This is a genomic window from Bradyrhizobium sp. 160 (assembly GCF_023073735.1).
Lineage (GTDB): Bacteria > Pseudomonadota > Alphaproteobacteria > Rhizobiales > Xanthobacteraceae > Bradyrhizobium.
Genome location: NZ_JADPKD010000028.1, coordinates 62883 through 77080, shown reverse-complemented (window position 1 = coordinate 77080; position 14198 = coordinate 62883). Strand labels below are relative to the sequence as shown.

The window sequence follows — 14198 nt, the reverse complement described above, 5'->3', positions numbered from 1 at the left end:
GATTGCCATGACCGATCTTGTCCAGCTCCAGAACCAGATCATCGCCGACATCGCCGCGGCTGCCGATGAGGCTGCGCTCGAAGCCGTGCGTGTTGCAGCCCTCGGCAAAAAGGGTTCGATCTCGGCGCTGCTCGCCACGCTCGGCAAGATGTCGCCGGACGAGCGCAAGACGCAAGGCGCGGCGATCAACCAGGCCAAGGACGAAGTCAGCCGGGCGCTTGCGGCGCGGCGCGACGTGCTGAAGTCGGCGGCGCTCGATGCGCGGCTCGCATCCGAGACCGTCGACGTCACCCTGCCGCTGCGCGAGGCACCGGCGGAAGCCGGCCGAATCCACCCGCTGAGCCAGGTCTGGGACGAGCTGACCACGATCTTCGCCGATATGGGATTCTCGGTCGCCGAAGGCCCTGATATCGAGACCGACGATTACAACTTCACCAAGCTGAATTTTCCGGAAGGCCATCCCGCGCGCGAAATGCACGACACCTTCTTCTTTCATCCGAAGGAAGACGGCTCGCGCATGCTGCTGCGGACCCACACCTCGCCGGTGCAGGTGCGCACCATGCTGGGCCAGAAGCCGCCCATTCGCGTGATCTGCCCGGGTCGCACTTACCGCATCGATTCGGACGCGACCCACACGCCGCAATTCCACCAGGTCGAAGGCCTCGTCATCGACAAGCACTCGCATCTCGGCCACCTCAAATGGATCCTGCACGAGTTCTGCAAGGCGTTCTTCGAGGTCGACCACATCAACATGCGCTTCCGTCCCTCGTTCTTCCCGTTCACCGAGCCATCGCTGGAAGTCGACATCCAGTGCCGTCGCGACAAGGGCGAGATCCGCTTCGGCGAGGGCGAGGACTGGCTGGAGATTCTCGGCTGCGGCATGGTGCATCCGAACGTGCTGCGCGCCTGCGGCATCGATCCCGACGAGTACCAGGGCTTTGCCTGGGGCATGGGCATCGACCGCATCGCCATGCTGAAATACGGCATCGCCGATCTGCGCCAGCTGTTCGACAGCGACGTCCGCTGGCTGTCCCATTACGGCTTCAAGCCGCTGGAGGTACCGACGTTGGCGGGGGGATTGAGTTCGTGATGATCAGCGCTGGGAGCAATTCCACAAAGACCCTTTCCGTTCCCTCCCCCCTTGTGGGGGAGGGTCAGGGAGGGGGGTAGCCGCAGATGCCGCACACAGTGGTGAGCGACCGTCAGCGCAGCCGAGCGAAGCAACTTCGCCGCACGATGACGCACGCTGAGACACTGCTATGGCGATATTTGAAAGCTAATCGCATGGATGGCGTGGGCATCCGACGTCAGACACCGATCGGGCGTTACATCGCCGATTTCGTGTGCTTCTCATCGAAGCTAATTATCGAGCTCGATGGAGAATCTCACAATTTCGAGGAACGGCAGAAGGCAGATCAGCGCCGCGACGCGTTCTTCGCCGCGGAAGGATTTCAGGTTCTGCGTTTCACGAATGAGCAGGTGATGTCAAACCTTGAGGGAGTTGTCGAGGCAATCCGCCAGGCAGCTTCCGTCAGAGCGCGCGGCTTACCCCCTCCCTGACCCTCCCCCACAAGGGGGGAGGGAACACTGGCACCGACCAAGATCAATTCGTAAACACCGACAAGAGCCGAGGCACACAGCCATGAAATTCACCCTCTCCTGGCTGAAGGATCATCTCGACACCGACGAGCCCCTGGAAAAGCTCGCCGACAAGCTCACCATGATCGGGCTCGAGGTCGAGAACATCGAGGACAAGGCAAAGGCGCTGAAGCCCTTCACCATTGCGAAGGTGATCTCGGCCGAGCAGCATCCGAATGCGGATCGCCTGCGGGTCTGCATGGTCGACACCGGTGACGGTGGCGCGCCGGTGCAGGTCGTGTGCGGCGCGCCGAATGCGCGGGCCGGGCTCGTCAGCGTGTTCTCGCCGCCCGGCACCTACATTCCCGGCAAGGACATCACGCTCGGGGTCGGCACCATCCGCGGCGTCGAGAGCCGCGGCATGCTGTGCTCGGCGGCCGAGCTGCAGATATCCAACGACCATGACGGCATCATGGAATTGCCTGCGGACGCGCCGATCGGCGCCGCTTACGCCGAATGGGCCGCGCTTGGCGATCCCGTGATCGAGATCAACCTGACCCCGAACCGGCAGGACTGCACAGGCGTGCACGGAATCGCGCGCGATCTTGCCGCTGCCGACATGGGCAAGTTCAAGGACCCCACGATCAAGCCGATCAAGGGCGAATTCCCCTGCCCGGTGAAAGTGACGGTCGAAGACGCCACGCTGTGCCCGGGCTTCGCGCTGCGCCTCGTGCGCGGCGTCAAGAACGGCCCCTCGCCGGAATGGCTCCAGGCGCGGCTGACCGCGATCGGGCTGCGCCCGATCAACGCGCTGGTCGATATCACCAATTTCATGACGTTCGATCGCGCGCGGCCGCTACATGTGTTCGACGCCAAGAAAGTGAGCGGCAATCTCGTCGTACGGCGCGCCCGCGAGGGCGAGAGCCTGCTGGCGCTCGACGGCCGCACCTACAATCTCGATCCCAATATCTGCGTGATCGCGGATGAGCACGGCGTCGAATCGCTCGCCGGCATCATGGGCGGCGAGGCCTCGGGCTGCGACGAGAACACCACCGACGTTCTGATCGAATCGGCGCTCTGGAACGAGATCAACATCGCCCAGACCGGCCGCAAGCTCGGTGTGAATTCGGATGCGCGCTACCGCTTCGAGCGTGGCGTCGATCCGGCCTTCATGGTGCCGGGGCTCGAGCTCGCGACCAAGCTGGTGATGGACTTGTGCGGCGGCACGCCGTCCGAGACCGCCGTGGTCGGCAAGGCCTTCGGCGATGACCGCGTGATCGATTTCCCGGTCAGCGAAGTCAAGCGTCTGTCCGGCATCGAGGTGCCGCAGCCGGAGATGAAGCGCATCCTGACCCATCTCGGCTTCATGATGGCGGGCCCGGGCCCGGTAGTGAAGGTCGCAGTCCCCTCCTGGCGCACCGACGTGCACGGCAAGGCCGACATCGTCGAAGAGATCGTGCGCATCTTCGGCGTCGACAAGGTGCCGATGACAGCGTTCGAGCGCGGCGAAGACGCACGCAAACCTGTGCTGACCCCGCTTCAGCTGCGCACCCGGCGCGCGCGGCGCGCGCTGGCGAGCCGCGGCATGGTCGAGGCCGTGACGTGGTCGTTCATCGCAAAACCTGCGGCAAAATTGTTCGGCGGCGGGCAGCGCGAGCTCGAGGTGGCGAACCCGATCGCATCCGACCTTTCCGACATGCGCCCGACGCTGCTCGCGGGGCTGATCGCGGCGGCGCAGGCCAATGCCGATCGCGGCTTTGGCGATGTCGCGCTGTTCGAGGTCGGGCAGCTGTTCAGGGGAGACCGCCCGCAAGATCAGTTCATGGCGGCGAGCGGCGTACGCCGCGGGTTTGCGTCCTCGGAAGGTCTCGGCCGGCACTGGTCCGGCTCGGCGCAGGCTGATGTGTTCGACGCCAAAGCCGATGCGCTGGCGGTGCTCGCCGCTGCCGGCGCGCCGATGCAGGCGCTTCAGATCGTCGCCGGTGGCCCCGGCTGGCTGCATCCGGGGCGTTCGGGCACGATCCAGATCGGTCCGCAGAACGTGCTCGGCTATTTCGGCGAGATGCACCCGCGCGCGCTCGAGGCGCTCGGCGCCGATGGCCCGCTGATCGTGTTCGAGGTGATCCTCGACCGCATTCCGGAGTCGAAGAAGAAGCCGACCCGCGCCAAGCCTGCGATCGAGCTGTCGGCGTTCCAGCCTGTTACGCGCGACTTCGCCTTTATCGTCGATCGCACAGTCAAGGCCGGCGATATCGTGCGCGCGGCGCAAGGCGTCGACAAGAAGCTGATCACCGGGGTCAACGTCTTCGACGTCTACGAGGGCAAGGGCATCGATGACGGCAAGAAGTCGATCGCGATCGCGGTCACGATCCAGCCGCGCGAGAAGACGCTGACTGACCAGGAGATCGAGGCTGTGGCCGCGAAGGTCGTGGCCGAGGTCGCGAAGAAGACCGACGGCACTCTTCGCGGATGAGCCTGACGGACTTTCTGCCGAAGGACGTCAGCCTCACCATTGCGATGGCGCTTTGCGCCGTCGCGTTCGTTTCGGGCACCGCCCGCGGCTTCTCCGGCTTCGGTTCGGCGCTGATCTTCATGCCGCTGGCGAGCAGCATCGCTGCGCCGCGGCTCGTGGCTGCCTTGCTGCTCGTGATCGATTTCGTCGCGGCCGCGCCGCTCCTGCCCGACGCCTGGCGCAAGGCGGACCGCAAGGCCACGGCCGTGATCGTGCTGGGCGCGTTGATCGGCGTGCCCCTTGGGACCTATTTTCTCAGCGTGCTCGAGCCCGTCACCACGCGCTGGATCATCTCCTGCTTCGTCGCCGCGCTGCTGCTCCTGCTGCTGTCGGGCTGGCGCTATCGCGGCAAGGACCACACCTGGCTCTCGGTCGGCATCGGCGGCCTTTCCGGCTTCTGTAGCGGGCTGGCGCAGACCGGCGGTCCACCGATCGTCGGGTATTGGCTCGGCCGTCCGATTGCGCCGATCGTCGCGCGCGCCAACATCGTGCTGTTCTTCGGCGCATCGGATTTCTTCTCGATGGTGAGTTACGCGAGCACGGGCCTGATCTCGCGCGAGTCGCTCGCGCTTTCGCTCATCGTCGGCCCGGTCTATGCGATCGGCGTCGCGTTCGGTGCATCACTGTTCGGCCGCGCGAGTGAGAAGGTGTTTCGCGGCATCTGCTACGCGCTGATCGCGCTGGCGGTGATTGCCGGGCTGCCGGTGCTGGATGGGGTATTGCGGTAAACCGATGCTGTGGTCCCTGCGTTCGCAGGGACGACAGCGGAGTGTTGGGGGTTGATTGCCTCACTGCCGCGGCACGCGTCGCTTCTTGGTCGACTGCGTCGGGACATCCGCCGGCTCGTCTCTCAGCGCGCCGATCTTGCGCAGCGCGGCGTCCGCGGCGCGTTCGCCGCTTTCCCAGGCTCCGTCGACGGTGCCCCACAGCGTCTCATGCGTGGCTTCGCCGGCAAGGAACATGTTGCCGATCGGCTCCGTCAAAACCTTCCGCGAGAGGTGACCGCCGGGCGCAGCCGCCGACATCGCGCCCATGACATAAGGCGAGGCATTCCAGCGCGTCGCGGTGGTCTTCTGCACGGCGGCCGCAGCTTCGCTGCCGAACAGTTTGGTGATCCACTCCTTCGCGAAAGCCGTCATCGCCTGCTCGCCCTGTCCGGAGAGATCGCGGCCGAACGAGCCGCCGACGTCGATCGAGCACAGCGCGGAGCCGCCGATATTGGCGAACATCAGCGCCGTCCGCGTCGAATTGCTCTGTTCGATCAGGGTGTCGTCGCGCGACAGTCCGAGCGGGTTGCCCGGCAGTTGCAGCACGATGCGATCGTAGCTGCCGAGGGTGAGCTTCGATGCCGCGTCCAGCGTGCGTTTCGGAATGTCAGGCGCGAACTTGATCGCGCCAGACGTCAGCACGTTGGTCGAGACGGTGATGATGGCGGCGCGGGCCGCGATCTTGCCGCTTGGGGTCTCCACTCCGACATCCCGATTGCTCCAGACTATCCGGCTCACCGGCGTCGACAGCACCACCGGCGCCTGCTCGCCGAGTTTTGCGATCAGCGTCCCCAGACCCTGGCGGCAGGCGATCGCGCCATTGCGGTCCTGCGCGCGGGCCTTGTCGATCGCCGAAAGCTCCTTCAGATCCTTGCCCGCGAAGCCCGCGCCCAGCATGAACTCGGTCGCGCCGGCCCAGTCGCCGAGATCCTTCGGCAGCACGGAGGCGCAAGAGGTGTCCAGCTTGCCGCGCGCGGCGTCGTCGATGGCACGCTTGGTGCGGACCAGCGCGGCCAGGAACTCCTCGGTCTCGCCGGCGCGCGCATTGCGGCGGCCGATGCGCATTTTCTGGCCCGATGGCGCCGGCAGCACGTCGAGCCCGGCGCTGCGCGCCAGCCGGATCATCGGATTGGTGTCGGGATTGTGCATCCAGCGCGCGCCGCGGTCGAACGGCGTGCCGAAAATCGTGCTATCCGTGATGCAACGGCCGCCGATCTGGGCCGCCGCTTCCACCACCACAACCCTGCGGTTGGCGGCCATGATGCGCCGCGCTGCGGCAATCCCCGCAGCCCCCGCGCCGATCACGACGACATCGGCCTCCCGCTGCGGGGTCGCGGCGGTCGCGCGCAGCACAGGCATCGCGGCAAGGCCCGCCGACGCCGAAAGGAAGCCGCGGCGCGTGATAGTCATTGTCATGGTTTCCGGGGACTTGCGACGTATGGGAACAGCCCGCGAACCTTGCCGTATCTGATGTTGCGCAGCAACCATCATGGTGAATCAATCGTGCTTGATCTCACAGAGTGATGAACCGAATTGCAACACGTTTGGACCATGATAGAGAAGGGAAAAAGACGGCCGGAAAAGGCCCTGGGGGGAGTTTGAGATGGGGACGGTCCTGGACTCGGTCGGCAAGCTGATTGCCGCGTACCTCTCGAAGGAGGTGCCGGGCTACGAGCCGTTCACGCCGAGCGACCCGGAGCACCTGCGCGGCGTCATCGAGCCTGGCGACGTGCTGCTGGTCGAAGGCAACAACCGCATCTCTGGTATCATCAAATATCTGACGCAATCGACCTGGTCGCATGCTGCGCTCTATGTCGGTCCGATCGAGGGCGCGGAAGAGGCTGACGGCGAGCCGCATGTGCTGATCGAGGCCAATATCGGCGAGGGCGTCACCTCTGCGCCTTTGTCGAAATATTTTCCCTATCACACCCGCGTCTGCCGCCCGGTCGGGCTGTCCTATGAGGACCGTACCACCGTCTGCCGCTATGCGATCAACCGCATCGGCTTCGGCTACGATACCAAGAACATCGTCGACCTCATGCGCTTCCTGTTCCCGTTGCCGATACCGCAGCGCTGGCGGCGGCGCATGATCGCGCTGGGATCGGGCGATCCCACCAAGATCATCTGCTCGGCCTTGATCGCGCAGGCATTCGACGCCGTGCGCTACCCGATCCTGCCGAAGATCACCAAGGCCGGCAGCCGCGCCGCTCGCCGCGAAATTCTGCACATCCGCGATTCCTCGCTCTACATGCCCCGCGACTTCGACATCTCGCCCTATTTCGAAGTCGTCAAACCCACCATCGTGCACGGCTTCGACTACACAGCCTTGCACTGGGCCGACAAGCAAAAGCCGCTCGAGGAGGTGGCGGGCACATTCAGTGTGTTTCCAGAAACGCTCCGTGCGCCGCCGCTCGTTCCTGAGGCGTCTGACGAAGCGACGCCGGCTGAAATTTCGGCTGAAGAAGTGAGCAAGCAACCTGCCGAGATGGCCGAACGAATGTCGGAGCATTTCCCGCTGCTGAAGAGATTGGCGATGTACCGCCCGCGGCGGCGGGGACGGGCAAGGGAGAGGGTGGCGTAAACTGGCCTACCCTATGTCCCCTGGCGAAAGTCCATGGGCTTTTGCCAGGACGACGCTAAAGGAAACACCACGGCTCCCACCCACCGTCATTGCAATGACGAGAGCCGGACCTACCGTTCCGCCCGTCCGATCACCGCCATCAGCTCCGCGATCTTCTCGCGCTGATCGGCCTTGTCGCCACTGGCGATGGCGTGCTCGACGCAATGGGCGACGTGATCCTTCAGGATCTCCTCCTCGACCCGGCGCAGCGCGGCGCGCACCGCCGAGATTTGCGTGACGATGTCGATGCAGTAGCGATCTTCCTCCACCATTTTCGCGAGGCCACGAACCTGGCCCTCGATCCGGCCGAGACGTTTTCCGACTGATGCCTTGATGTCCATACGCATGGGGCTTATATACCCCCGTAGGGTATCAATTGCAAGGGCGGAGCATCGCCATGAACGACCCCCACAGGCACCATCATAAGCAGGAAACACATGCCGGATGCGGCTGTTCCAGCAAAGCCGCGCCGGCCGCAAAGCCGGCATCCTCCTGCTGCGGCGGCCGCGGCGATCACGCCGGCCACGCCGATCATCATCATGGGCATGACCATGGCGGTGGCGCGACGAAGGTCCTCGATCCCGTCTGCGGCATGACGGTCGACCCCACGACGTCGCAGCACCACCTCACACATCACGGCGAGACGTTCCATTTCTGCTCGGCCGGCTGCCGCACAAAGTTCGCTACCGACCCCGCCAAGTACCTCGCCAAGGACGGGGCGCCCAAGCCTGAGATGCCCGCGGGCACGATCTACACCTGCCCGATGCACCCCGAGATCCGCCAAGTCGGCCCCGGCAGCTGCCCGATCTGCGGCATGGCGTTGGAGCCGGAAGTCGCGAGTCTGGAGGCCGGTCCCAATCCCGAGCTCGCCGACATGACACGGCGGTTCTGGATCGGCGGGGCGCTGGCACTGCCGGCCGTGGTGCTGGAGATGGGCGGCCACCTCGCCGGCCCGCACAGTTGGATCGATCCGATATTGTCGAACTGGATCCAGCTCTTCTTCGCCACGCCGGTGGTGCTGTGGGCCGGCTGGCCATTCTTCGTCCGCGGCTGGCAGTCGCTGCGGACGCGCAACCTCAACATGTTCACGCTGATCGCGATGGGCACAGGAGTGGCCTATGTCTACAGCGTGCTCGGCACCGTCGCGCCGCAGATATTCCCTGACACCTTCCGTGGCCATGAGGGTGCGGTCGCCGTTTATTTCGAGGCGGCTGCCGTGATCACGGTGCTGGTGCTGCTCGGCCAGGTGCTGGAGCTGCGCGCACGTGACGCGACCTCGGGCGCGATCAAGGCGCTGCTCCAGCTCGCGCCGAAGACCGCACGCCGCGTCGAGCCCGATGGCAGCGAGCACGAGGTCGAGATCGATACGCTGCATGCTGGCGACCGTCTGCGCGTCCGCCCCGGCGAGAAGGTGCCGGTCGACGGCATCCTTCTCGAAGGCCGCTCTTCGCTCGACGAATCACTCGTCACGGGCGAATCCATGCCGGTCACCAAGGAGAGCGGAGCCAAGGTGATCGCCGGCACGCTGAATCAGTCCGGCAGCTTCATCATGCGTGCCGACAAGGTGGGGCGAGAGACGCTGCTGTCGCAGATCGTGCAGATGGTCGCCGACGCACAGCGCTCGCGCGCGCCGATCCAGCGCTTGGCCGACCAGGTCGCCGGCTGGTTCGTGCCGGCCGTGATCGTTGTCGCGCTGGCGGCCTTCGCTGCCTGGGCTTGGTTTGGACCGGAGCCGCGTCTCGCCTTCGGTCTCGTCGCAGCCGTCAGCGTTCTGATCATCGCCTGCCCCTGTGCGCTCGGGCTTGCGACCCCGATGTCGATCATGGTCGGTGTCGGCCGCGGCGCACAAGGAGGCGTGCTGATCAAGAACGCCGAGGCGCTGGAGCGGATGGAGAAGATCGACACGCTGGTGGTCGACAAGACCGGCACGCTGACCGAGGGCAAGCCCAAGGTGGTGGCGATCGTGCCGGCTGCCGGTTTTGCCGAGGATAACGTCCTTCGCCTCGCCGCCAGCGTCGAGCGTGCCAGCGAGCATCCCCTGGCCGACGCGATCGTGCGCGCGGCAAACGAGAAGCAGCTCACTCTTAGTCAAGTCGAGCATTTTGACTCACCGACCGGCAAGGGCGCGACCGGCAAGGTCAAGGGCAAAAGCATCGTGCTCGGCAATGCCGGATATCTGTCGTCGATCGGCATCGACACCCAGCTGCTCGACGCCGAAGCCGAGCGGCTGCGCGGCGACGGTGCGACCGTGATCAACATGGCCGTGGACGGCCGGCTCGCCGGCCTGTTCGCGATCGCCGATCCGGTCAAGGCGTCGACCCCGGAGGCGCTGAAGGCACTCGCGGCCGAAGGCATCAAGGTCATCATGCTGACCGGCGACAACCGCACGACGGCGCAAGCGGTGGCGCGCCGGCTCGGCATCGCCGAGGTCGAGGCTGAGGTGCTGCCGGAACAGAAGAGCGCGGTGGTCACCAGGCTGCAAAAGGCCGGCCGCAGCGTCGCGATGGCCGGCGACGGCGTCAATGACGCGCCGGCGCTGGCGGCCGCCGAGGTCGGCATCGCCATGGGCACTGGCACCGATGTGGCGATGGAGAGCGCCGGGGTGACGCTGCTCAAGGGCGATCTCGTCGGCATCGTGCGGGCGCGAAGACTGTCGCAGGCGACGATGAGCAACATCCGCCAGAACCTGTTCTTCGCCTTCGTCTACAACGCCGCCGGCATCCCGATCGCAGCCGGCATCCTCTATCCGGCGTTCGGCCTGCTGCTCTCGCCGATCATCGCTGCGGCGGCGATGGCGCTGTCCTCGGTGAGCGTGGTCGGAAATGCGCTGCGGCTGCGTGCGACCAGGCTGTGAATCGCTTGCGCGGCCAGGCAATATATACATAGCCCGAACAGGCCAAGCTGGCACGCGGGGAGAGATACCTGATGCAGCGAATTACGATCACGATCGAGGACGATCTGCTGGCGGAGATCGACGCGGCGGCGGAAGCGCGCGGCTACCAGAACCGCAGCGAGATCATCCGCGATCTCGCCCGCGCCGGCCTGCAGCAGAGCAGCGAAGACGCCACGCAGACCGGCTCCTGCGTCGCGGGCCTCGTCTACGTCTACGACCACGCCGCCCGAGATCTCTCGAAACGCCTGGTGCAGGAATTCCACGGCCATCACGACCTCGCGCTGGCGACCCTGCACGTCCATCTCGACGACGACAATTGCATGGAGATGACGGCGCTGCGCGGCGCCGCCTCCGAGGTCAAGCATTTTGCGGATCACATCATCGCCGAACGCGGCGTGCGCTACGGGCGCGTCGTGATGATCCCGACCGGCGAAGCCAAGCAGGTGAAGGCGCGCAAGCACGGGCATGGCCATCGCCATGAGTAGCAACTAGCCGCACACGCGGTGCCGACCCCTCTCCCCTTGCGGTGGCTCACCGCGGAGCGGTGAGACGGGTGAGGGGTATGTCTCCGCACATCCAACTCTCATTTGAATGCGAGGATACAACCCCTCATCCGGCGCTTCGCGCCACCCTCCCACAAGGGGAGAAGGTAAGAATGAAGCCGCCCTTGCCGAAGCCACATTGGGTGTCTACCTCTCGCGTGTTGTTTATTCAGAGGGTCCCCATGCTGGATGCCGCCGTGAAGGCGTTGTCGCAAATGATCTCGCCGCCGATGCGCTCGATCCTATGGCGATCGATCGGGCTTGCGCTGGTGCTGATCACCGTGCTGGCGATCGGCCTGCAACGGCTTCTCAGCTGGTTTGCGACCTCTGGCGAGGTCTGGCTAGAGGGCCTGCTCGGGCCCGGCTGGCATTCCTCGCTTGAAGTCCTTTCCTGGATCGTTTCGATTGCAGCGGGCCTCGGCGTCGTGTTCGGCGGCGTCTTCCTGATGCCCGCGATCACCTCGCTGGTGGCGAGCCTGTTCGTCGACGACGTCGCCGACATCGTCGAGCGTGAGCATTATCCCGCCGAGCGGCCGGGCGTTGCGCTGCCATTCGGCCAGGCAATCCTCGAGGGCATCAAGACCGCGCTGCTGACCATTGTGGTTTATCTGATCGCGTTGCCGCTGGTACTCTTCGCCGGCGCCGGCTTCCTGATCTTCTTCCTCGCTGCCGCCTGGCTGCTCGGCCGAGAATATTTCGAGCTCGCGGCCATGCGCTTCCGCCCGCCGGAGCAAGCCAAGGCGATGCGGCGCGACAACGCCGCGACCATCTTCACCGCCGGCCTCTTCATCGCCGCCTTCGTCTCGATTCCGATCGTGAACTTGGCGACGCCGATCTTCGGCATGGCCTTTATGGTCCACATGCACAAGCGGCTATCCGGTCCGCGGCCCGAACTGATCGAGCCGGCGCGGCAGATGCGGTGACGCGCCCGGCGCGGCACTCAGACCGTCTTCTCCGGCCAGCGGCAGAGATCGTTGATCAGGCAAACCTCGCAGCGCGGCTTGCGCGCGAGACAGGTGTAGCGGCCGTGCAGGATCAGCCAATGATGGGCGTGCAGCATGAACTCGGCCGGGATCACCTTTTCGAGGCCGAGCTCGACCTCGAGCGGCGTCTTGCCGGGCGCAAGCCCGGTGCGGTTGCCGACGCGGAAGACATGCGTGTCGACCGCCATGGTGTGCTCGCCAAAGGCCATGTTGAGCACGACATTCGCGGTCTTGCGTCCGGCGCCGGGCAGCGACTCGATCCCCGCGCGGGTCCGCGGCACCTCGCCACCGAATTCGCTGAGCACCTTTGCCGATAGCGCAATGACGTTTTTCGCCTTGGTGCGATAGAGGCCGATCGTCTTGATGTACTCGCGTAGGCGCTCCTCGCCGAGATCGAGCATCTTCTGCGGGGTGTCGGCCACCTCGAACAACGCGCGCGTCGCCTTGTTTACGCCGGCGTCAGTGGCCTGCGCCGACAGCACCACGGCGACCAGCAGCGTGAACGGATTGACGTGCTCGAGCTCGCCCTTCGGCTCCGGATTGGCTTTGCGGAAACGGCTGAAGGCCTCGTGAATTTCGGCGGGCGTCCAGGGTTTTGTAGCTTTGAGTGATTTCTTCGCGGGGGCCCTCGGCTTCGCAACGGCCGGCTTCGGCCTTTTCTTCGGCCCGGGAGTTTTGCGTGGGACCGGCTTGCGGGTGATTTTCGCCATGATTGGGATATACTGAGCGACGATGAGCACAGGCAACGAAATTGAGCGCAAGCCTTCTGAAGATCCGCGCGAAGTGCAGATCTTCTCCGCGCTGCTGACGCCACATCGCTCGCTGAATCGCACCGGCTTCCTCGCCGTGATGCTGTTCCTGAGCGTGGTCAGCTTCGTCACTGGGCTCGCCTTTCTGATGATGGGCGCCTGGCCGGTGTTCGGCTTCTTCGGGCTCGACGTCCTCGTGATCTGGTGGGCCTTCAAGGTCAATTTCCGCGCCGCGCGGGCCAGCGAGGAGATCATGGTCACCCCTTCCGAATTGCGCGTGCGTCGCGTCAGCGATCGCGGCCAGGTCGCCGAATGGACGTTCAATCCGCTCTGGGTCCGGCTCGACATGGAAATCGACGAGGACTTTGGCATCGAGCATCTCTACCTGATCTCGCGCGGCCACCAGATCCAGATCGCCCGCTTTCTCGGGCCGGACGAAAAGGCAAGTTTTTACAAAGGCTTGGTAGAGGCGCTGAACGCCGCCAAACGCGGCCCGACCTACAATCCGGTCAGCTGATTCCAGATCGGAAATCGGGTGGTTTCGCACCCTTCCCTCTCCTACATTTCGGTCATGATGACACTCGCCATACATGACCACCGCCTGGCCAAGCCGGGCCCCCAGAACGCCGCGCTGCGCGACTATGATTCCGTGCGCCGGGCGATCGCGTTCATCTCCGAAAACTGGCGGACGCAGCCGACCATCGAGGCGATGGCAGATGCGGCCGGCGTCACGCCCGACGAGCTGCACCACCTGTTCCGCCGCTGGGCCTCGATCACGCCGAAGGCTTTCATGCAGGCGCTCACCCTCGACCATGCCAAGGGGCTCCTGCGGGATTCGGCGAGCGTCCTCGATGCGGCGCTCGACTCCGGCCTGTCAGGCCCCGGCCGCCTGCACGATCTCTTCGTCACCCACGAAGCGATGTCGCCGGGCGAATGGAAGAACGGCGGCGCGGGATTGACGCTGCGCTACGGCTTCCATCCCTCGCCATTCGGCACCGCGATCGTGATCGCGACCGACCGCGGCTTGTCGGGGCTGGCCTTCGCCGACCATGGCGAGGAGAAGATCGCGCTCGCCGACATGACGCGACGCTGGCCGAAAGCGACTTATGTGGAAGATCACGAAGGCACCGCGCCGTTGGCGCAGCGCATCTTCGACACGAAGCTGTGGCGGCCGGATCAGCCGTTACGCGTGGTCCTGATCGGCACTGATTTCGAGGTGCGGGTGTGGGAGACGCTGCTGAAGATTCCGATGGGACGCGCGGTGTCCTATTCCGACATCGCCTGCAACATCAACAGCCCGAAGGCCTCACGCGCCGTCGGGGCCGCGGTCGGCAAGAACCCGGTCTCGTTCGTGGTGCCCTGCCACCGCGCCCTCGGCAAGAGCGGCACGCTCACCGGCTATCACTGGGGCATCACCCGTAAGCAGGCGATGCTGGGCTGGGAGGCGGGGCGGCTGGGGATGCAGTAGCTATTGTCATCCCCGCCTTGGTCGGCAATCGCGAAAGGTCGGGACGACACCGAATGTGAGGGCGCGGTCTCACCGCACCTCGCGCG

The 14198-nt window shown here is 65.2% G+C and carries 13 protein-coding genes; 10 read left to right on the top strand and 3 right to left on the bottom strand.

Going from position 1 to position 14198, the window contains the following annotated elements; all coding sequences use genetic code 11:
• Positions 1 to 7 precede the first annotated feature (7 nt).
• The 4 genes from pheS (at position 8) to IVA98_RS09965 (ending at position 4818) form a co-directional block, all read left to right on the top strand.
• Positions 8 to 1090 (top strand): phenylalanine--tRNA ligase subunit alpha, encoded by a 1083-nt coding sequence (gene pheS, locus IVA98_RS09980; protein ID WP_247354810.1) that lies wholly within the window; start codon positions 8 to 10, stop codon positions 1088 to 1090.
• Between the two features lie 86 nt (positions 1091 to 1176).
• Positions 1177 to 1560 carry an endonuclease domain-containing protein gene (locus tag IVA98_RS09975; protein ID WP_247295026.1) on the top strand — a complete coding sequence of 128 codons (384 nt, stop codon included), beginning with the start codon at positions 1177 to 1179 and terminating at the stop codon, positions 1558 to 1560.
• 82 nt (positions 1561 to 1642) lie between these two features.
• Positions 1643 to 4051 carry a phenylalanine--tRNA ligase subunit beta gene (pheT, locus tag IVA98_RS09970; RefSeq protein WP_247295024.1) on the top strand — a complete coding sequence of 803 codons (2409 nt, stop codon included), beginning with the start codon at positions 1643 to 1645 and terminating at the stop codon, positions 4049 to 4051.
• Positions 4048 to 4818 (top strand): sulfite exporter TauE/SafE family protein, encoded by a 771-nt coding sequence (locus IVA98_RS09965; protein WP_247295022.1) that lies wholly within the window; start codon positions 4048 to 4050, stop codon positions 4816 to 4818. The genes pheT and IVA98_RS09965 overlap by 4 nt, the downstream gene beginning before the upstream one ends.
• A gap of 60 nt (positions 4819 to 4878) precedes the next feature.
• Here IVA98_RS09965 and IVA98_RS09960 read toward each other — a convergent pair whose 3' ends face one another.
• The gene (locus IVA98_RS09960; RefSeq protein WP_247295020.1) at positions 4879 to 6267 is read right to left on the bottom strand and encodes a flavin monoamine oxidase family protein; all 1389 of its coding nucleotides are present in this window, start codon (positions 6265 to 6267) and stop codon (positions 4879 to 4881) included.
• Positions 6268 to 6460: 193 nt separating this feature from the next.
• Here IVA98_RS09960 and IVA98_RS09955 point away from each other — a divergent pair, with 193 nt between their 5' ends.
• Positions 6461 to 7438 (top strand): YiiX/YebB-like N1pC/P60 family cysteine hydrolase, encoded by a 978-nt coding sequence (locus IVA98_RS09955; protein WP_247295018.1) that lies wholly within the window; start codon positions 6461 to 6463, stop codon positions 7436 to 7438.
• A 110-nt stretch (positions 7439 to 7548) separates the two neighbouring features.
• Here IVA98_RS09955 and IVA98_RS09950 read toward each other — a convergent pair whose 3' ends face one another.
• Entirely contained in the window at positions 7549 to 7824 is a 276-nt protein-coding gene (locus tag IVA98_RS09950; protein ID WP_247295016.1) for a metal-sensitive transcriptional regulator, read from the bottom strand.
• A gap of 50 nt (positions 7825 to 7874) precedes the next feature.
• Here IVA98_RS09950 and IVA98_RS09945 point away from each other — a divergent pair, with 50 nt between their 5' ends.
• The 3 genes from IVA98_RS09945 (at position 7875) to IVA98_RS09935 (ending at position 11835) form a co-directional block, all read left to right on the top strand.
• On the top strand, positions 7875 to 10331 hold the full coding sequence (locus tag IVA98_RS09945; protein ID WP_247332720.1) for a heavy metal translocating P-type ATPase: 2457 nt from the start codon (positions 7875 to 7877) through the stop codon (positions 10329 to 10331).
• Between the two features lie 71 nt (positions 10332 to 10402).
• A complete protein-coding gene (nikR, locus tag IVA98_RS09940; RefSeq protein ID WP_247295011.1) occupies positions 10403 to 10855 on the top strand; it encodes a nickel-responsive transcriptional regulator NikR in 453 nt (150 codons plus the stop codon).
• A 239-nt stretch (positions 10856 to 11094) separates the two neighbouring features.
• On the top strand, positions 11095 to 11835 hold the full coding sequence (locus IVA98_RS09935) for a sulfate transporter family protein (protein WP_247332719.1): 741 nt from the start codon (positions 11095 to 11097) through the stop codon (positions 11833 to 11835).
• Between the two features lie 17 nt (positions 11836 to 11852).
• On the opposite strand, the gene nth is transcribed toward IVA98_RS09935, so the two are convergent.
• Positions 11853 to 12605 carry an endonuclease III gene (gene nth / locus IVA98_RS09930; RefSeq protein ID WP_247295003.1) on the bottom strand — a complete coding sequence of 251 codons (753 nt, stop codon included), beginning with the start codon at positions 12603 to 12605 and terminating at the stop codon, positions 11853 to 11855.
• Between the two features lie 22 nt (positions 12606 to 12627).
• On the opposite strand from nth, the gene IVA98_RS09925 reads away from it, so the two are divergent.
• A complete protein-coding gene (locus IVA98_RS09925; RefSeq protein ID WP_247295000.1) occupies positions 12628 to 13161 on the top strand; it encodes a DUF2244 domain-containing protein in 534 nt (177 codons plus the stop codon).
• A 54-nt stretch (positions 13162 to 13215) separates the two neighbouring features.
• A complete protein-coding gene (locus IVA98_RS09920) occupies positions 13216 to 14112 on the top strand; it encodes a methylated-DNA--[protein]-cysteine S-methyltransferase (protein ID WP_247332717.1) in 897 nt (298 codons plus the stop codon).
• Positions 14113 to 14198 lie beyond the last annotated feature (86 nt).